The sequence below is a fragment of the Desulfosporosinus shakirovi genome (genome assembly GCF_020595055.1).
GTDB lineage: Bacteria > Bacillota > Desulfitobacteriia > Desulfitobacteriales > Desulfitobacteriaceae > Desulfosporosinus > Desulfosporosinus shakirovi.
In genome coordinates this window covers 17,217-35,678 of the sequence record NZ_JAJDOO010000010.1, presented here as the reverse complement: position 1 = coordinate 35,678, position 18,462 = coordinate 17,217, and the positions used below count along the sequence as shown (strand labels likewise).

At 40.8% G+C, this 18,462-nt stretch carries 20 protein-coding genes; 17 read left to right on the top strand and 3 right to left on the bottom strand.

All coding sequences use genetic code 11. The features are described 5' to 3' along the window. Window positions 1-19 precede the first annotated feature (19 nt). From LJE72_RS10680 to LJE72_RS10615, 14 genes are all read left to right on the top strand, one after another. A complete protein-coding gene (locus tag LJE72_RS10680) occupies window positions 20-1,777 on the top strand; it encodes a LytS/YhcK type 5TM receptor domain-containing protein (RefSeq protein WP_229247569.1) in 1,758 nt (585 codons plus the stop codon). After that, the gene (locus tag LJE72_RS10675) at window positions 1,774-2,583 is read left to right on the top strand and encodes a LytR/AlgR family response regulator transcription factor (protein WP_229247568.1); all 810 of its coding nucleotides are present in this window, start codon (window positions 1,774-1,776) and stop codon (window positions 2,581-2,583) included. Before LJE72_RS10680 ends, LJE72_RS10675 begins: the two co-directional genes overlap by 4 nt. A gap of 160 nt (window positions 2,584-2,743) precedes the next feature. After that, window positions 2,744-4,159, top strand: coding sequence for a carbon starvation CstA family protein (locus LJE72_RS10670; protein WP_229247567.1), 1,416 nt, complete (start codon window positions 2,744-2,746; stop codon window positions 4,157-4,159). A 732-nt stretch (window positions 4,160-4,891) separates the two neighbouring features. Beyond that, on the top strand, window positions 4,892-5,389 hold the full coding sequence (locus LJE72_RS10665) for a Na+/H+ antiporter subunit E (protein ID WP_229247566.1): 498 nt from the start codon (window positions 4,892-4,894) through the stop codon (window positions 5,387-5,389). Next, window positions 5,382-5,648 carry a monovalent cation/H+ antiporter complex subunit F gene (locus LJE72_RS10660; protein WP_229247565.1) on the top strand — a complete coding sequence of 89 codons (267 nt, stop codon included), beginning with the start codon at window positions 5,382-5,384 and terminating at the stop codon, window positions 5,646-5,648. The genes LJE72_RS10665 and LJE72_RS10660 overlap by 8 nt, the downstream gene beginning before the upstream one ends. Window positions 5,649-5,682: 34 nt before the next feature. Next, the gene (gene mnhG, locus LJE72_RS10655; protein ID WP_229247564.1) at window positions 5,683-6,075 is read left to right on the top strand and encodes a monovalent cation/H(+) antiporter subunit G; all 393 of its coding nucleotides are present in this window, start codon (window positions 5,683-5,685) and stop codon (window positions 6,073-6,075) included. Between the two features lie 30 nt (window positions 6,076-6,105). Beyond that, window positions 6,106-6,663 carry a DUF4040 domain-containing protein gene (locus tag LJE72_RS10650; protein WP_229247563.1) on the top strand — a complete coding sequence of 186 codons (558 nt, stop codon included), beginning with the start codon at window positions 6,106-6,108 and terminating at the stop codon, window positions 6,661-6,663. Then, on the top strand, window positions 6,660-7,148 hold the full coding sequence (locus LJE72_RS10645) for a Na(+)/H(+) antiporter subunit B (RefSeq protein ID WP_229247562.1): 489 nt from the start codon (window positions 6,660-6,662) through the stop codon (window positions 7,146-7,148). The genes LJE72_RS10650 and LJE72_RS10645 overlap by 4 nt, the downstream gene beginning before the upstream one ends. Further along, window positions 7,141-7,512, top strand: a complete 372-nt coding sequence (locus LJE72_RS10640) for a cation:proton antiporter subunit C (RefSeq protein WP_229247561.1) — start codon at window positions 7,141-7,143, stop codon at window positions 7,510-7,512. The genes LJE72_RS10645 and LJE72_RS10640 overlap by 8 nt, the downstream gene beginning before the upstream one ends. Next, a complete protein-coding gene (locus LJE72_RS10635) occupies window positions 7,505-9,016 on the top strand; it encodes a monovalent cation/H+ antiporter subunit D family protein (RefSeq protein ID WP_229247560.1) in 1,512 nt (503 codons plus the stop codon). The genes LJE72_RS10640 and LJE72_RS10635 overlap by 8 nt, the downstream gene beginning before the upstream one ends. A 13-nt stretch (window positions 9,017-9,029) precedes the next feature. Beyond that, entirely contained in the window at window positions 9,030-10,514 is a 1,485-nt protein-coding gene (locus LJE72_RS10630) for a monovalent cation/H+ antiporter subunit D family protein (protein WP_229247559.1), read from the top strand. Next, window positions 10,514-10,756, top strand: a complete 243-nt coding sequence (locus LJE72_RS10625; RefSeq protein ID WP_229247558.1) for a hypothetical protein — start codon at window positions 10,514-10,516, stop codon at window positions 10,754-10,756. Before LJE72_RS10630 ends, LJE72_RS10625 begins: the two co-directional genes overlap by 1 nt. Beyond that, window positions 10,749-12,533, top strand: a complete 1,785-nt coding sequence (locus LJE72_RS10620) for a Na(+)/H(+) antiporter subunit D (protein WP_229247557.1) — start codon at window positions 10,749-10,751, stop codon at window positions 12,531-12,533. The genes LJE72_RS10625 and LJE72_RS10620 overlap by 8 nt, the downstream gene beginning before the upstream one ends. A 395-nt stretch (window positions 12,534-12,928) precedes the next feature. After that, the gene (locus LJE72_RS10615) at window positions 12,929-13,753 is read left to right on the top strand and encodes a manganese catalase family protein (protein WP_229247556.1); all 825 of its coding nucleotides are present in this window, start codon (window positions 12,929-12,931) and stop codon (window positions 13,751-13,753) included. 254 nt (window positions 13,754-14,007) lie between these two features. Here the strand turns inward: LJE72_RS10615 and tsaA are convergent, their stop codons facing one another. The 3 genes from tsaA to LJE72_RS10600 form a co-directional block, all read right to left on the bottom strand. Next, a complete protein-coding gene (tsaA, locus tag LJE72_RS10610) occupies window positions 14,008-14,586 on the bottom strand; it encodes a tRNA (N6-threonylcarbamoyladenosine(37)-N6)-methyltransferase TrmO (protein ID WP_229247555.1) in 579 nt (192 codons plus the stop codon). 14 nt (window positions 14,587-14,600) lie between these two features. Next, on the bottom strand, window positions 14,601-14,801 hold the full coding sequence (locus LJE72_RS10605) for a CooT family nickel-binding protein (protein ID WP_229247554.1): 201 nt from the start codon (window positions 14,799-14,801) through the stop codon (window positions 14,601-14,603). A gap of 240 nt (window positions 14,802-15,041) precedes the next feature. Further along, the gene (locus LJE72_RS10600) at window positions 15,042-15,509 is read right to left on the bottom strand and encodes a Fur family transcriptional regulator (protein ID WP_229247553.1); all 468 of its coding nucleotides are present in this window, start codon (window positions 15,507-15,509) and stop codon (window positions 15,042-15,044) included. 229 nt (window positions 15,510-15,738) lie between these two features. On the opposite strand from LJE72_RS10600, the gene LJE72_RS10595 reads away from it, so the two are divergent. From LJE72_RS10595 to LJE72_RS10585, 3 genes are read left to right on the top strand one after another with little or no spacing between them, the layout of a single operon-like run. Then, window positions 15,739-16,668 (top strand): metal ABC transporter substrate-binding protein, encoded by a 930-nt coding sequence (locus tag LJE72_RS10595; protein ID WP_229247552.1) that lies wholly within the window; start codon window positions 15,739-15,741, stop codon window positions 16,666-16,668. Next, window positions 16,665-17,480, top strand: coding sequence for a metal ABC transporter ATP-binding protein (locus LJE72_RS10590; protein ID WP_229247551.1), 816 nt, complete (start codon window positions 16,665-16,667; stop codon window positions 17,478-17,480). The genes LJE72_RS10595 and LJE72_RS10590 overlap by 4 nt, the downstream gene beginning before the upstream one ends. Next, on the top strand, window positions 17,464-18,327 hold the full coding sequence (locus LJE72_RS10585; protein WP_229247550.1) for a metal ABC transporter permease: 864 nt from the start codon (window positions 17,464-17,466) through the stop codon (window positions 18,325-18,327). The genes LJE72_RS10590 and LJE72_RS10585 overlap by 17 nt, the downstream gene beginning before the upstream one ends. Window positions 18,328-18,462: the final 135 nt, after the last annotated feature.

Below are 18,462 nucleotides of genomic sequence, written 5' to 3'. Positions count from 1 at the left end.
GTAAAGGAGCCTCCTAACTGTGCAACTCTTATTCCTAATGATTGAACATATCGGGCTGATCGTGGCCATCGCCTTTATCCTAACTCGGCTAACGACGTTTCGTAACCTCATCGATCATAAGCTTGATCGTTGGACGATCATTCAGCTTTCGCTAGTATTTGGGTTATTCGGAATCGTCGGCACGTATACAGGGATTTCGATTCGGCCAAGTACGGACTCTCTTCTTTGGATTCCCCGCGTAGAAGCAATCGGCTTTGAAGAGGCTCTCGCGAACTCGCGGGTCGTTGGTGTCGTAATCGGCGGACTTTTAGGGGGGCCTTGGGTTGGTCTTGGAGCAGGACTGATCGCTGGTATTCATAGAACTCTCCTTGGTGGCTTTACTGGGTTAGCTTGCGGGATTTCCACAGTGACGGAAGGCTTAATTGCCGGCCTCGTTTATCTTAAGATCGGGAATCGTAGAATCCTCCCTACCTCAAAAGCATTTATGACAGGGGTTGCTGCGGAGACATCTCAAATGCTGATTATCCTTTTGATGGCTAAACCTTGGGAAAGTGCAGTTGCTTTGGTTCAAGTTATTGCCCTTCCGATGGTCCTGGCAAATAGCTTAGGAATCGCACTTTTTGTAGTGATTATACGGACTGTCATACACGAAGAGGACCGTATTGAAGCCAATCAAGCTCAAAAAGTTCTCCATATTGCAGATCAAATGTTGGTCAATCTCAGTAGAGGACTTACCGAAGAATCAGCAACCCAAATTTCTAAGCTTCTTTTAAAAACAACAGGTGTTTCCGCCGTCTCAATTACAGATCATGAAAAGATTCTCTCCCATGTAGGGTTAGGGGATGATCATCACTTGCCGGGACATACGGTTTTGACTGATGCGACAAAGCAAGTACTCAGAACCGGAAAACTGTACATACCTAGATCCTTAGCTGAAATTCACTGTCCCCAAAAAGGCTGCCCACTTGCGGTGGCAATCATTGTGCCCTTAAAAAAATCAGATCAAGTGATTGGGGTTTTGAAATTCTATTTTTCAAATGCCAAACAGATTAAACCAGTAGATGAAGAAGTAGCTCAAGGTTTAGGTAAACTTCTCTCCCATCAGCTTGAAGTGGTCGACGCTCAGAATCATGCTCAACTTATCCGAGAGGCTGAAATCAAAGCCCTCCAAGCTCAGATTAACCCACACTTTCTGTTTAATTCCTTAAATACTATTGTCGCTCTCGTCCGCACTCAACCCAATATGGCACGTAAAATTCTCATTCAACTTGGAAACTTTTTCAGACAGAACTTAAACGCCTCTCTTTACGAATTCATTACTTTAAGGCAGGAACTTGACCATACTTCTGCTTATCTTGATATCGAGCAAGCCCGTTTCACAGAACGTTTAAGTGTTAAACTTGAGATCAATCCTTTGCTGGAAAATGTTCTCCTACCGCCACTTACCCTTCAACCTCTCGTCGAAAACGGGATACGTCATGGATTAAAAGGGCTTGAAAAAAACGGCGAAATTATCATTCATGTAACAGAGGTTGAAGGGTGTGCCCTGGTTTCTGTGAAGGACAACGGAATTGGAATTTCCCCGGAACGAATTTCAAAATTACTCCACACTCAAATCGAATCTCAAGAAGGAACAGGCCTGGCCCTATATAATGTGAACCAGCGTCTGGTGTACCATTTTGGCGAGGAAGCCCAACTGCATATTGACAGTGAACTGGAGAGGGGAACGTGCATCTGGTTTAAAATTCCACTGCAGCAGGGAGGGGGTATAGCTTGATTTCAGTAGTTATCGCTGATGATGAACCACTTGCTCGGGATGAATTGATTTATCTCTTAAAACAATGCGAAGATATCAAGATTGTGGGAGAGGCAACTCAAGGCGCTGAAGCTTTAGAAAAAATCCTGACTCTTAAGCCTGATGTAGCCTTCTTAGATATCCAGATGCCCAATCTTGATGGCTTAACCCTGGCCAGGAAATTGCTTGAAGAAGATCCGGCTTTAATGATTGTATTTGCAACAGCTTATGATAAACATGCCATTCAAGCCTTTGAAGTCAATGCTATTGATTATCTGCTGAAGCCTTTTGATGAGGAACGCGTCTTAAAAACAGTTGAACGAATTCGACAAAGAGTCGGTGACTCTAAACTCGATTCGCAGAATGAAACACTCAATAATTCACTGGTGGAACTTCTCAAAAAAATCGCCAAAGATAGTGTATCCACGGTGGCTGGCCGATTTCAGACTCCAAAAATTTCAAAACTTGCAGTTCAAGGGGAAGAAAGCGTCGTTTTAATTGATCCTAAAGATATTCTCTATGTCTATCGTGAAACCAGGGATGTCTTTATCAAAACCTCTAGTAAAGTGTATTCAACTAAGTACACTCTACAAACACTCGAAGAAAAATTAGCGAGTTATCCTTTTTTTCGACCTCACCGAAGCTACTTAGTGAATTTAAGCTTTGTACATGAACTGGTCCCTTGGTTTAATGGAGCGTACACGCTAATATTAAATGACGAAAAACGGTCTGAAGTACCGGTGAGCCGAGCCTATGTCAAAGCATTAAAAGATCTTCTGGAGATTTAATTCAGAGCATTTTCACAAAACGTACTTAGAAAACTCACTCTCAGACATCATATTCGACATTGTAGACTGTAAATTCACATCTTCCTCCTGGCATGATTTAAACTAAGGTCAGTCAGTTGACAGCAATTATTCTAGTTTTAAATCTGAGAGGAGGATTCTTGTGATTACTTTTTTACTTTCATTTGTAGCACTGATCGTTGGTTACATGGTCTATGGTAAGTTTGTAGAAAAGGTTTTTGGAATCAATGAAGGCCTTGAAACTCCAGCCTATACCAAAACGGATGGAGTCGACTATGTTCCTATGGAATCAAACAGAGGAAGCCTGGTTCAACTCTTAAACATTGCTGGTCTGGGGCCGATCTTTGGACCGATCGCGGGTGCTTTATGGGGTCCGGTTGCTTTTCTCTGGATCGTTCTCGGAGGAATTTTTGCGGGTGCAGTCCACGACTATTTTAGTGGTATGCTTTCCGTGAGAAACGGCGGCGCACAGATCCCGGATATTGTGGGTAAGTATCTGGGCAAAGGTATGCGTCAATTTGTTAATGTCTTTTCTGTGGTACTCTTAATTCTCGTGGGAACGGTTTTCGTTGCCGGTCCTGCCAACCTTATTGTTACTCTAACACCGTCTTGGATTAGTTTAAGTGTCGTGACTGCAGTGATTTTCTTCTACTATATCTTGGCTACACTTTTACCAATCGATAAAATTATCGGTAAGATCTACCCTGTCTTTGGTCTCCTGCTTATTATCATGGCTGTTGGCGTCGGTGTCGGATTGGTTGTTAAAGGATATACTATTCCTGAATTGACCTTAAGTAATCTTCATCCTGGGAATTTGCCCATGTGGCCCTTACTCTTTATTACCATCGCCTGTGGTGCAGTCAGCGGTTTCCATGCGACCCAATCTCCGCTTATTGCTCGTACGGTCCAAAATGAAAAATACGGGCGTAAAGTATTTTATGGCATGATGATCGCAGAATCCGCTATTGCGCTTGTTTGGGCTGCAGCTGGAATGGCGGTCTTTGGTGGAACTGGAGGGTTGCAAGAAGCCTTAGCAGCGGGCGGTCCCGCTGGAGTCGTCCGCACCGTATCCATTACTATGCTTGGAGCTGTCGGTGGAACGCTGGCTATTATCGGAGTTATCATTCTCCCGATTACTTCCGGAGATACTGCCTTCCGCGGTGCTCGAATGGTTATCGCTGACTTCTTTAAAATGAGCCAAAAGCCTATCTCTAAACGCTTGGCTATCTCTATTCCCCTGTTTGTCGTTGCTTTCGCCTTAAGCAAGATCGACTTCAACTTCCTCTGGAGATACTTTTCCTGGGCAAACCAAACGACAGCGATGATCCTTCTTTGGGCCGCTGCTATGTTTCTGGTCAAGGAAAAACGCCTTCACTGGATTGCCACAATTCCTGCCATCTTCATGACGGCAGTCACTTTCACCTATCTCTTACAAGCTCCGGAAGGCTTCGGTCTGGCAACTGGCATTTCCTATCCGGCCGGACTCCTAATTACCGCCGGAATTACGGTGCTCTTTGCCAGTAAAGTAAGCAAAGAACGCAAAATGGACATTTCGTAAGATGGTCCAACCCCAAATAGACCTTCAGAATACTATGAATTGGTTTTAGAAGGCTTGTCGAAGTGGAAGGTTCTTAGGGTATATTAATGAAAAACGAGGTGGCTCAATGCAAAGCTTTGAGCCACCTCGTTATAAATAATATTTCATTAGGAATACTGATCAAGAATATTGATTAAGAACATGCTGATTCCCTCTAGACACATTAATTTCATAGTGATAAGCTGTTATGTAGAAAAAACATTAAAAAAATTGTAATAATTTTGTAAAGCTTATTGCCGTAACTAAAGATTCAAAAGTTATCGAAACATTCTTAATTACTTTTATAAATTCTTGACATGCTTTAATGTATATGATATGTTTATGACCGATTATAGGCTGTATGTGACAGCAAACGGTTGTTAGGGATTTATATCGAAGTTTTGCATGCCCATAAATTTCTAGTTTATGTAATTTACATAATGTCATTATTAATTTAAATAGCTTTTTCAGGCTGTAAGCTGATTATTATTAAAGAGTTCTGCAAACGATCTTTTCAATACTGATATTCGGTAAAATTCTTAAGTGTAAAAATGTCTATAAAATCTACTTGGCAACTGCCAAAATCCCACTTGAAAAACTTTATGGGGGGTGCTTTTTGAGGAGAGGTGTTCTGAACATACTATTGCCACTAACAATAAAACCAAATATTCCACTAGTGACCAAGAATAACAAAAGATTGTGAGTTGTGGAAAAATGCTCAGTTTTTTACTAACAGCCATGTTAATGTTTATTTTCTGGTTTAGTTTATCCGGGCAAACAGAACCTATTTTCCTGATATTGGGGGTGGTTTCTAGTCTGCTGGTGGCCTACTGGTCCCACGATTTATTAATAGGCAAAATTAAAAGGGGACCAAACATAAGGAGAATTATTCTCCTTTTTAAATATTTCTTATGGTTATCCTGGGAAATAGTGATATCAAACCTGCATGTTATATACGTCGTCTTGGATCCCAAGATGCCTATTGACCCTACTATTGTAAGATTTAAACATGATTTAAAAACAGACTTGGGTATTGTGCTTTTGGCCAATTCAATCACCCTTACACCTGGAACTGTCACAATTGAGGCTGACCATCATGAATTTATTGTTCATGCATTGACAAAAAAAACTGCTCAAGATTTATTATCTGGCGAAATGCTGGCCAAGGTAAAGGAATTAGAAGGCGAGGAGATGAGCAAAGCGCATGGTTAATATGTTTGAATTAGCTACAATTATTATCGTATTAGCTGCAGTGCTTGTCCTATATCGGGCAGTTGTTGGCCCTTTCGTTTTTAACAGGATTTTATCAGTAAACTTTTTAGGTACCAAAACGGTGGTGATCCTGCTCTTGGTTGGTTTTATGTATGACAGGCCAGACGTCTTTATAGATATCGCCATTGTTTATGTCCTGATTAACTTTACTGCAGTATTAGCTTTTCTAAAATATGTTGAGTCTGGTCGTTTGGACTGATGAAAATAAAATTTAAGCAACGGGATGGGAAAATATGCATATAGATATTCGCCTTTTCTTTACGGGAGTATTCCTGACCATAGGATGTTTCTTGTTACTGGTTGCCTCCATTGGGGTGATCAGATTTCCTGATTTCTTTTCCAGGATGCATGCTGCAGGCAAGGCAGATACCATGGGGCAATCCTCCATTATTATCGGACTGATTATTTATTCAGGATTTAACCAGGTAAGCCTTAAATTGCTGATTATTATGGTTATGATTTTGATTATTAACTCCACGGCTACCCACTTTTTGGCCAAGGCAGCTTATATGAAAGGTGTTAAACCTTGGAAGAAGGGCGGCAAGAATCTGGAAACCGACCCTTTTGCTGTATCCTCTGCTTCTAATGTTGCCGGTAAGAAAGCCAAAGTTGAGTTAAAAAGATAAACATAAAATCAGATTTATGGAGTTGAAGGCATGATTGATATAGCCATTCCACTTTTTCTTGTAGTATGTGGTATTGCAGTATTGTTCGTAAGAGGTTTATTTAGTTCTATTATGATTTTCTCAGTCTACAGCCTGGTGATGGCTATTGAGTGGGTCCGACTGAATGCAGTAGACGTAGCTATTACCGAGGCGGCTGTGGGTGCTGGTATTTCCACGGTTTTGTTTATAATTATCTTAAGCCGCACTAAATATGTAGATGAGGGTAAACACATGAACATACCTGCTCTGCTAGTTTCGGTTAGCGTTGCAGCTGTACTGCTTTATGGAACCCTCGACCTTCCCAACCTGCGCGATCCTAATATTGCGCCAAATACTCATGTTACGCCCTATTATCTGGAGCACTCCTACGAAGAGACAGGTCAGCTAAACGTTGTGGCTGCTATCTTGGCCTCTTACCGGGGCTATGATACCCTAGGCGAAACTACTGTGGTAGCGACGGCCGGTTTTTGTCTGATTCTTCTTCTCAGGGGATCGAACAGGAGGCAGGGCACTAAAGATTCACAGAAAAGGACGGGGTCACGGACATGAATAAACATACTGCCGGTGGTGTTGGAATAAATCCAACTGAAAAGAGTCCGACCGTCACAGACCAGGACAAAGACATTATTAAGAAAACAGTAACCAAATTTTTATTGCCGTTTATTCAACTCTTTGGGCTATATGTAATAGTCCACGGAGAATTAGGTCCTGGCGGGGGGTTCCAGGGTGGGGTTATTCTGGGGGTAAGCGTCATTGTTTACGCCTTGGTATTCGGCTTGAAAGAGGCTCAACAGAGGATGTCGGTAAAGACAAAAGACCTGTTGGTTTCCTCGGGAGTTTTAGTTTATGGTGGTATCGGAGTTATAGCGCTTCTATTTGGAGGTAACTACCTTCAATATAATGTACTTTTGCCTGACCCGAAATTTGCCAGTACCATTGGAATTATGGGTATTGAAATAGGTGTAGGTATAACTGTTGCCGCGGTAATGATAACCTTATTTTATGAAACGGTAAGGGTAGATGACAATGATTGAAATATTAGCGAAATATAATTATTGGATTGTAATAATTTTGCTGTGTACTGGGTTGTACGGAATAATGGCCAAACAAAATCTGATTAAAAAGATTATCGCGTTGAATGTCTTCCAAACATCGGTTCTCCTGTTTTATGTGTCAATGTCTAAAATTGAGGGTGGAACCGCCCCTATCCTCTTAAATCATGGGCATGGTGTACAACCTCTTTTCGATAACCCCTTGCCTCAGGTATTAATGCTTACTGCCATTGTGGTAGGAATTAGCACTACCGCTGTGGCTTTGTCCATTGTTATGCTTATTTACCGTCAATACGGAACCATAGAGGAAGATCAAATACTGGAGTTGAACAAACATAATGATTAAACATTTGCCGGCTCTGTTGATAGTGATACCCCTGCTGGTCGCGATTATTACCCCCCTAATCGGTCGCATAAACAGGGCATTAAGTTGGTATACCGCAACTATAACAACTTTCATAAGCTTTGTTATCTCTCTTTCCCTGTTGAAAACTGTTTTGGAACAAGGAAGGATAAGCTATTGGATGAGTGGCTGGGAACCACCTTGGGGTATTGAGTATGCAATTGACTATCTAAATATCTTTGTGCTGATAATTATTTCCTTTATGGCTTTTGTCGGAGCAATATACTCTAAAAAAAATATTGACATCGAAATTGATGAAGAGAAAAAACCTTTTTTCTATAGTGTTTATCTCTTGTTTGTAACCGGTATTATGGGTATGACTGTTACCGGAGATATCTTTAACATCTATGTCTTCTTAGAGATAACTTCACTTTCCAGTTATGCGCTGATAGCTTTAGGCAAAAAGCGTCAAGCCCTGTTAGCAGGGTTCAATTACCTGATAATGGGCTCTATAGGTGCTACATTTTTCTTGCTGGGAATTGGGTATCTATATCTAATGACCGGTACCTTGAATATTGCTGACCTGGCGGTCAGGCTGCCCGAATTCTATCACACGAAGGCAATTTTTACCGCTTTTACGTTTCTAGCGGTAGGCCTTTTGATGAAATTGGCTGTATTTCCGTTACATTTTTGGATGCCAAATGCATATGCCTTTGCCCCTTCTACTATAAGTGCTGTTATGGCGGCAACTGGCACTAAAGTAGCCGCCTATGTCTTGATTCGGGTAATGTTTACGGTGTTTTCTCTGGAGTTTTATGCACAGGCACCCTTTAACATCCAGTATATTCTTCTGGTTTTGGCGGTAGCAGCTATCTTGGCAGGGTCTATCATGGCTTTAGCGCAAACCGATATTAAGAAAATGTTGGCTTATTCGAGTGTTGGGCAAATCGGTTATATTTTGCTCGGTATTACATTAATGAATACCAACGGTATGATAGGCTCCCTAATACATTTGTTAAATCATGCTCTGATGAAAGGTACTCTCTTCCTTGTAGTGGGTGCCGTTGTTTATCGAACCGGTCTTACCAGCATAGAGAACTTCCGGGGGTTAGGTAAAAAAATGCCCTTCACCATGGCTGCTTTTACTATTGCCGCATTATCCATGACGGGGGTTCCCTTGACTGTCGGGTTTGTTAGTAAATGGTATCTTTCTGTTGCTTCAATCGAAATTGGAATGTGGTGGCTGGTTCCAATAATCTTGTTAAGCTCTCTTCTAACTGCGATTTATTTCTGGAGAATTATAGACAACGTATGGTTTAAGCCTGCCCTGGGAGAAGAAGGTCTTGAGCATGGACATGATAACCACCGGAAGCCTAAGTCTAACGATGCTCCCGCTTCTATGTTGATTCCTACATTTACAGTTGCTATGCTGTGTTTGGTTTTCGGTGTCTTTGCCTATGGACCTGTATCTTTGGCGGAAAAAGCGGCCATGATTCTTTTGAAATAATGAGGTGATAAACTTGGAAATAATCGAATCAGCGAGGCCGGTATATGCAATTCTGGTTTCACTGCTGGCAGTAGTACTTATAAGTTTTTCTGGCAAATCTCCAAACCTAAGAGAAATGTGGACAATGCTCGCCGCCTTGCTAAAATTCGGCCTGGTAGTTTCAATGTTACCAACAATTCTTGCGGGTAAGGTTATTGAATATCATGTGACAAGGGTTCTTCCGGGGCTTGACATTGCGTTCAGAGTAGATTCACTTGGGATGGTTCTTGCCTTAACAGCATCATTTTTGTGGATCATAACATCTGTTTATGCAATAGGCTACATGCGCTCCATGGATGAACATGCTCAGACAAGGTTTTTTATGTGTTTTGCCATTGCCTTGTCGTCAGCCATGGGTGTTGCTTTTTCAGCGAATGTATTCACACTATTTGTCTTCTATGAGATTATTACTGTAACTACCTTTGCTCTGGTTGCCCATGAAGAAACTCCTGAAGCCATTAAAGGAGCGAGAAGATACCTGGCCTATTTGTTGGGCACCTCGATTTTCTTCTTCCTTCCAGCTATGTTTTTAACTTATAATTATGCAGGTACTCTGGACTTTGCCGGTCAGGGAATTTTGGCTGGCAAAGCTTCCTATACAATAATTAGCATAATTTTTGTCCTTTATATCGCAGGTATAGCAAAAGCAGGTATGATGCCATTTCATTCTTGGTTACCAGCTGCTATGGTTGCGCCCACTCCTGTAAGCGCCCTGCTCCACGCTGTTGCAGTGGTAAAGGTCGGCGTTTTCACAGTAATTAGGATTTTGCTTTTTGTGTTTGGGGTCGACCTGCTAAGTAAAATTGGACTTGGTACCTATTTAGCTTACTTTGCATCTTTCACTATTATCACTGCTTCTATAATGGCGTTGAGGCAGGATAATCTTAAGTTAAGGCTTGCATACTCTACAATAAGTCAACTTTCTTATATCATATTGGCAGTAGCTTTGCTGACTCCCAGCGGTATTACCAGCAGTATGATGCATATTACTATTCATGCCTTTGGCAAGATAACCTTGTTCTTTGTCGCAGGAGCGATTTATGTTACAACTCACAAAAAGAATGTGAGCGAGCTTAATGGTATCGGCAGACAAATGCCCTTCACCATGGCGGCTTTTACCATAGGATCATTTTCTATGATAGCGGTACCGCCCTTCGGTGGGTTTATTAGCAAATGGTATCTTATAATGGGTACCTTTGAGGCTAAACTTATTCCCATACTGATAGTCATTGTGGTAAGTACTTTACTTAATGCTGCTTACTTTTTGCCCATAGTCTATGCGGCGTTCTTCAAGCAACCGGAGTCAGGAGAAGTTCATGGGATCAAGGAAGCTCCTGCATTGATGGTGGCACCAATTCTAATTACCGCCGCTGGAGTTCTGGTCTTATTCTTTGCCTCGCCGCTTCTCCTTAACCTTGTTAAGATTGCAGTAGCCAGTGCTTTGGGAGGTATTTACTAATGAAAAAAGAATCTGATTTTTTTGATCGACCTAAAGTTAGAAAGACATTGTTAGCAATGTTTGTAGTGTCTTTTATTGTTCTTCTGGTGTCAGATTTTTTCGTTCATAAACATTCCTATTTCTATTGGGATGGACTCCCTGTTTTTAATGCTGTATTTGGTTTAGTGGGAAGTCTTTCTCTTGTGTTAATCGCAAAATATTTGCGCCCGTTGATTATGAGGGAGGAAGAATATTATGACTAGCATTTTTCCACCGGCAATTGTATTTATCATGGGCGCGTTATTAATCCCATTTCTTAAGGGAAGATTAAAGTCTGTCTATATGCTTATTTTGCCAGTTGTTGCCTTTCTGGTTTTACGGGGAATTCCTGAAGGGAACTATGTAATCGGCCAAATAATGGACAAAGATCTCTCTCTAAGAATCGACAGACTTAGCTTAGTTTTTGGCTATGTGTTTATTCTTGCGACTTTCATTGGCATTATCTATGCTTTGCACGTCAAAGAAAGTGGTGAGCACATTGCAGCCTTCGTTTATGCGGGTAGTGGCCTAGGTGCTGTCTTTTCAGGTGATCTAATTACCCTGTTTATATTTTGGGAGTTATTGACTATATCAGCCTTATTTATAATATGGTCAAATAGAACTAAAGCAGCTCAAGGTGCTGGATTTCGTTACTTGCTGGTACACCTTTTCGGCGGAGTGAGTCTGCTGTCAGGTATAATACTAAGGGTCGTCGAAACTGGCTCCACGGATTTTGGCTATATCGGATTAAGTGGGTTATCTTCCTACTTAATCCTGCTTGGTGTAGCAGTTAACGTTGGAATTCCACCTCTGCATGGTTGGCTGGTGGATTCTTATCCCGAAGCAAGTGTAACAGGTACTGTATTCTTAAGTGCTTTTACCACTAAAACTGCAGTTTATGTCTTGGCGAGAGCTTTTCCTGGAGAGGAAATTCTCATAATAGCCGGCCTTGTTATGGCGGTATTCCCCATCTTTTTCGCAGTACTGGAGAATGACCTTAGAAGGGTTTTGTCCTATAGTTTAATTAACCAAGTTGGTTTTATGGTAGTTGGTATCGGAATTGGCATTCCTTTGGCTATTAATGGTGCTGTAGCCCACGCCTTTGCCGATATATTGTTTAAGTCTTTGCTGTTTATGGGCGTGGGAGCAGTGCTATATCGAACCGGTACAGCAAAGGGTACTGACCTTGGAGGTCTCTATAAATCTATGCCCATAACAATGATTTTCACTTTGATTGGTGCAGCTTCTATTTCGGCTCTTCCGCTCTTCAGTGCATTTGCTACAAAATCTATGATAATTACAGCATCAGGCCATGAGGGAATGACTATTGTGTATTTCTTGCTCCTCTTTGCGGCCGCGGGTGTGTTTCATCATGCTGGTATTAAAATTCCGTTCTTTACCTTTTTTGCTCATGATTCAGGCAAGAGACCTAAAGAGGCTCCTCTTAACATGTTGGTTGCGATGGGAATTGCGGCTTTCCTGTCAATATTTATTGGAGTGTATCCTCAAGCCCTTTACAGCATTTTGCCAAATATGGTTGATTATGTTCCGTATACAGCAGACCACGTGATTTCTCAACTATTGTTATTATTTGGTGCGTTTTCTGCTTTTGCTTTTTTAATGTATACCCGTATCTATCCGCCTGAGAAGAGATCGATTAACCTTGATACTGATTGGTTTTATAGAAAGGCTGGCCCTGCAGTAGTCTCTCTAATTGGAGTTCCCTTTGCTAGAATTTATGCTTTCTTAAGCAGAACAGTTTTAGAGACATTGCCAGGATTTCTTGCCTGGTTTAGTAGAAATCCCTATGGCGCAATGAAAATCGGTGCTGATATCATCTTGCTGTCTCTTTCAGGTGGTGGTAAGGAAGCCCAGAAAAATTTGCAAAAAGAGAAGGCTGCCTATCCTGGCACACTAAAGGAATGGTCTGTTAGTACAGCCGTAACTATTGCCCTGCTTATCTTTGCTGCTTATTTGATACTCTTTTTCTTCAGTCAATAAAAAATAACTTGCTCAAGACGATTTCCTTAAGTTGTTATCAATACTGAGACACCCACTTCTTCAAGTAGGTGTCCCTTATCTTACTTCGGTGACGAAAGGCTCCAGTAGGAACACTTAAGCGCGAAGGGAGTAGACTCCATTCTACGGCGCGTAAGTTATTCGACTAGATCGGTTGCACAATAAAATTCGGATCAGCCGCTGGGCTGGAGATTACATGAGATAAAGGTTTCTTGAATCTGTATAGTTCATAACAGATTCAAGAACCTATTTTTTTTCTTAAAGAGTAGGAGAGAGCATTAACGACCAACAATACTTGGATAAAAACCTGAAGTCAATCAAATAATAGATATTGAAATGAGTCTTTTGACTATTTACAACATAAAAGGAGGTCTATAATGTTTAAACATGTCAAAGATATGGAGTATACCGTACATGTCGATCAGCCGGATCCTCGATTTGCAGTTCTATTACTTGAACAATTTGGCGGTGGCAATGGTGAACTTAAAGCAGCCATGCAATATTTTTCTCAGAGTTTAGGATGCAATGATCCAAAGATTCGGGATTTATTGCAAGATATCGCAGCTGAAGAATTAAGTCATTTAGAAATGGTGGGTGAGTGTCTGGGTATGCTGATCGGTCCAGTCGATAGCATTCCTAAAGATTTCGCGGCTAATCATATGGCCCTGCTCGGAGGTGGTCCGCTTCTGATTAACTCAGGTGGAGAACCTTGGACCGCTAACTATATTAACTCAACGGGTGATCTTTATACTGATCTTATGTCAAACGCCGGAGCTGAACTTCGTGCGAAACTGATTTATGAGCGCCTTCTCCAACAAACAGACGACGCAGGGGTCAAAGACATGATCCGATTCCTGTTAAGTCGTGAGGAATCACATAACTTCTCCTTCATGCAAGCCATCAACACTTTACAAGGCAGCGGAGTGGACAAAGACTTCCGTGATTCTGATTTTTCTAAGAAGTACATGAATATGTCCACAGGTATGGGTGATAGCAGAGGCCCTTGGAACCAAGGCAACGAGATTTCATATGAAGAGAACCCTAATGAAAAGTATGGCGGTCCCGCACAGTATGGTAAAGATCCTCAACCAGCGGGAGCCAAGGAAGTTCAGCCAGGGTATAATGACCATACGCGAAATAACCCGCAGTATGCTCAACCACAACCTACTCCAAATCCCAATCCTACTCCTAACCAACATTAATACCCTCTAGGTTTTAGATCCCCCAACAAAAAATATAGGGGATGTAACGAAACTTGTTTTCCGGTTTGTTTTATCCCCACTCTATTTGTAATTCCCGTATATATTGGAGGACTGTTCACCACTTCAAAGGTGTACAGTCCTCTATTTTGGGATAAGGCACCACCAGTTTGAAAAAATCTCAAGTTTCGTTACGACCCCTATATTTTTTATTAGACTTGGACTTGCGTTATAAAGTGGAGAAAAGCCAATTTGTTTTAGTCGTTATGATTGTGCAGATGCTTAGTTTGTCTATGTAAGAGATCGTGATGATCATGAGTGTGCTGATTGTCAACTTGAACTGTTTGGTGGCTGTGAGAAACCCCAAGAGCATGAGCCATTGTATGTTTCCTATCAGGAAGAGCGTCTAACCAGCCATTATTTGCGTCCTCTTTGCTGTCGAGGAAATGAATATACGGCTTAATATCAATTAAGGGAGTTCCATTATAGGCATCAATTCCAGAAATAATTAATTCATTATTGTGCAGATCCTTTATTTGAACAATACTTAGGCCCAAGGGGTTGGGCCTATTAGCAGAACGGCTGGCAAAGAGTCCGATTTCAATTTCAGGAGCCCAAGGGGATCTGGTAAGCAGTTCTATGGGTGAGGTCGCCTCATTTAGGTGATATATAACATATATATAGTTGAAGGTTCGCAAACCTTCAAGGGCAGTGGCGTAGTCCGGATGTAATGTAATCCAGAAATCACCGGGTGCATTGGGGATTGCTTGATGAGGGGCATTTAAGGCAAAATAGGGTGTATGGATTGTACCAATCGATTGAAATGCAATGGACATATGAAGCCCCTTTCTTACAGTTGCTTATCGACTCTTTCCAATACAATTCTGTGGTTAAGAAGGGTCATATCTTTGATTTTAGCTTGAATAAACTTCTGCATTCCAAAAATGTCGATAAGCTTTAGGCCATTTTCGTATGGCTCAATAACATCGACTGATTCCATGAACATAACTTCCTTTTCGCCATCTTTAAGATAGGCATTGGCTTCACACATATAGATTACTCCTTCTTTTTGTCTTAGACAGAAGTATGACTTATCGTTACATACTTTTTGAAGGTCCCTTATCGCCATCACGAGAACTTGCCATTAGGGCAGTGTTACTAACTTCGAACATTGTTGTTCGAGTCTTGGCGGTGAATAACCACTTACTTCGGTTTATAATTTATTCGCCAGCTAAAAAATATTTCCTGCAAAGCTAAACAAACGTAAAAACTTCTTTTAAAATAGAGAGAATTACAAGTTGTCATGATCTGAAGGAGGCAGTTTATATTTTTTACAATCATGACAATAGCCATAAATTTCCAGTTTATGCCCTGTAATGTCAAAATCTATCTTATTTTTTAGAGTTTGCTTTAATTCACCAATAGGACAGTCTTCTATCGAAATTAATTTGTGGCAGCCCACGCATAAAAGATGGTGTTTATGCTCATTGTGGTTAAGTTCATATAAAGCTTTACCATCATCAACTCTATTGGATTTAAGGACTAAGCTTTTCGAGGCAAAGGTATCAAGGGTTCTATATACAGTTGATAAATCTATTGAGGCAGTTTTTTCTCTTAAGGTTATATATAGTTGTTCTGCAGTTTGTGGAAATTCAGATTCTTCGAGGAGTTTAAGGATAGCATTTCTGTGCCGAGTGCTTTTAATACCTTCACGATTCAGCAATTCTTTATACTTAGAGTTTTCTTCCAACAAGATCATTCCTATTCTTCAATTGCTTTCTATGTCCATTTTAATCTTTTTTTATATTTTAGCAATATTTTTACTCGTTTAATTACTATATATAGGAATTTAATGCAGTACCTATGCACTATTTTGATAAATTTATAAAAGATTAAGAAGTAAAATAATGGTTTACAATTGTTAATAATAGAGTATAATCTATTTAGATATGCAAATGCAAGGCAGTTGCATTTGGTGAAGGAGGTAAATGTATTTGAAGAAGTCAAAACTTGTCTGGGTGGTATTAGTGAGTCTTCTGGTATTGGTATTAAGTGGATGTGGGACAAATAACGAGGTTAAGCCTATTATCAGTCAGAACACAGATACTAAGACCGAAAGATCCTTAACTATAGCAGCTTCATTCTACCCTATGTATATCTTTACTTTAAATATTACTAGGGATGTCCCTGATGTGAATGTTGTGAGTTTGACTAAGCCTACGACCGGATGCCTGCATGACTATGCGGTTACTCCTGACGATATGAAGAATTTAGAGGGTGCTCAAATTCTAGTCATTAATGGGGCAGGAATGGAATCCTTTATGGATAAAGTTATAAGTCAAATTCCTGATCTAAAAGTCATTGATTCAAGTCAAGGTATTCCATTAATTCAAGGAGACGGAGATGAAGGAGATAATCCCCATGTTTGGTTGAGTGTTACCAATGCCATTGCCCAAGTTAAAACCATCGGAGCTCAACTTGCTTCCTTGGATCCCCCACATGCCTCCAAATATCAGGAAAATACCCAAGCCTATATTGAGAAGCTTGAAGCACTTAGGACTAAAATGCATCAAACTTTAGATGGAGTGCAACAACCTAATATCGTCACATTTCATGAGGCCTTTCCATATTTCGCAAAGGAATTTAACTTGAATACGGTAGGAGTTATTGAACGGGAGCCGGGTTCCGCACCTAGCGCCAAAGAATTAAGTGAAACAATAGAACAGATTAAAACTCTAGAGATTAAGGCCCTATTTGCTGAACCCCAATATCCTACCAAAGCAGCGGATACCATTGCTAAAGAGACGGGGGCTAAGGTTTATATCCTTGATCCAATTGTAACAGGGCCTATGGAGGCAGATGCTTATGTTAATCTTATGGAGAGTAATCTCATTACTTTGCAAGAGGCGTTGAAATGAAGCATCCAAAATGTGTAAATTCCGAGTGTAAAACTTGTGAATGCAATTTATGTTGTACCAAAATTAATAACTTCGGAGTTAAACGCAGCGGCATAGAAATATTGAAGGATGTCAATCTCCACATTCATTGTGGAGATTTGACAGCGGTCATAGGCCCTAATGGTGCGGGGAAAAGCACACTACTCAAGGCTATTTTAGGAGAAATTTCTCATACTGGGGAACTTCAATTTCTTGATGCAAATAATGGAATAACTAGGCCTTCCATGGGTTATGTTCCGCAAAAGCTTGATTTAGACTCTACTTCCCCAACCAGTGTGCTTGATCTATTTGCTGCGGCACATACAAATATCCCAATTTGGGTCGGGTATCCGAAAAGGATACGTGAAGGTGTCAGAGAAAGCTTAGCCCGAACTCATGGAGAACACCTAATCAATAAACGCTTAGGGGGGTTATCAGGCGGTGAGTTACAAAGAGTCTTATTAGCACTGGCCCTTGATCCAATTCCTCATCTCCTGCTATTGGATGAACCCGTATCAGGGATTGATCAGAAAGGATTGGAACTATTCTATCAGACAGTTTCAACCCTGCGTAAAAACTATGATTTATCCATTATATTAGTTTCCCATGATCTTAATTTGGTGGCGGAGTATGCTGACAGGGTGGCCTTCGTTAATAATAAGACGATTGAATGCTGCGGGACTCCCCAAGAAGTCTTTACCAATGAGAAAGTAATTCAGACCTTTGGGTTAGATTGGTCTAATCGTTTCCAAAAGGATGAGAAGGATAGGGTGGCCAATGCACTTATGGTATAGCCTGGTAGATTTATTACTCCCTTTCGAATGGATGCAGTATGGGTTTATGAAGAATGCTCTTTTGGGCGTGCTATTGGTGACCCCAATTTTCGGACTGCTGGGGACTATGATCGTTAATAATAAAATGGCCTTCTTTTCAGATTCATTAGGACATTCCGCCTTAACAGGAATTGCAATCGGAGTTATAGTGGGGAACATCTTCCCTTTCCTGGAGATTAAACCTATTTGGTCAATGTTGGCTTTTTCAGTGCTGATTACTATAGCTATTCTTGTGGTTAAAGAAGCAAATACGGCTTCCACCGATACCATCATTGGGGTATTTTCTTCCACTGCGGTGGCACTGGGGTTAGTCATACTTACTCGCAATGGAGGGTTCAACAAATATTCAGGGTACCTGATTGGAGATTTTTTAAATATTAGCCCCTCAGATTTATTGACACTTGGAATTGTTTTCTTACTAGTCATCTCATTATGGGTCGTAATCTTTAATAAGCTTCTGCTGGCGAGTATGAACCCATCTTTGGCACGCAGCAGAGGAATAAAGGTTAAACGTTATGAATATTTATTTGCCATAATGATGGCGGTTATCGTGACAATTTCTATTCAATGGGTTGGAATCCTGATTATTAGTTCTCTCTTGATCATACCGGCAGCTTCATCGCGAAATATCGCGAAAAATATGAGGCAATATCATAGTTACTCAGTTCTGATTGCACTTATTTCAGGACTGTCAGGGTTAATCTTATCCTACTTTTGGGGAACAGCTACCGGAGCAACAATTGTATTGATCACATCGGGATTTTTTGCCCTTACCTTTGTCATGAAATTAAGACTTGGGCAAGGTTAAAGACCTTGGCGCTTATGGCCAAAGGCTTAAATGGGATACTTTTGCTACTATAACATAAAATACAAGCGTTCTCACTCCACTTTGACAGTGAAATGAGAACGCTTTTTGATGGCATAACTACTTTGTTTTTTGGGG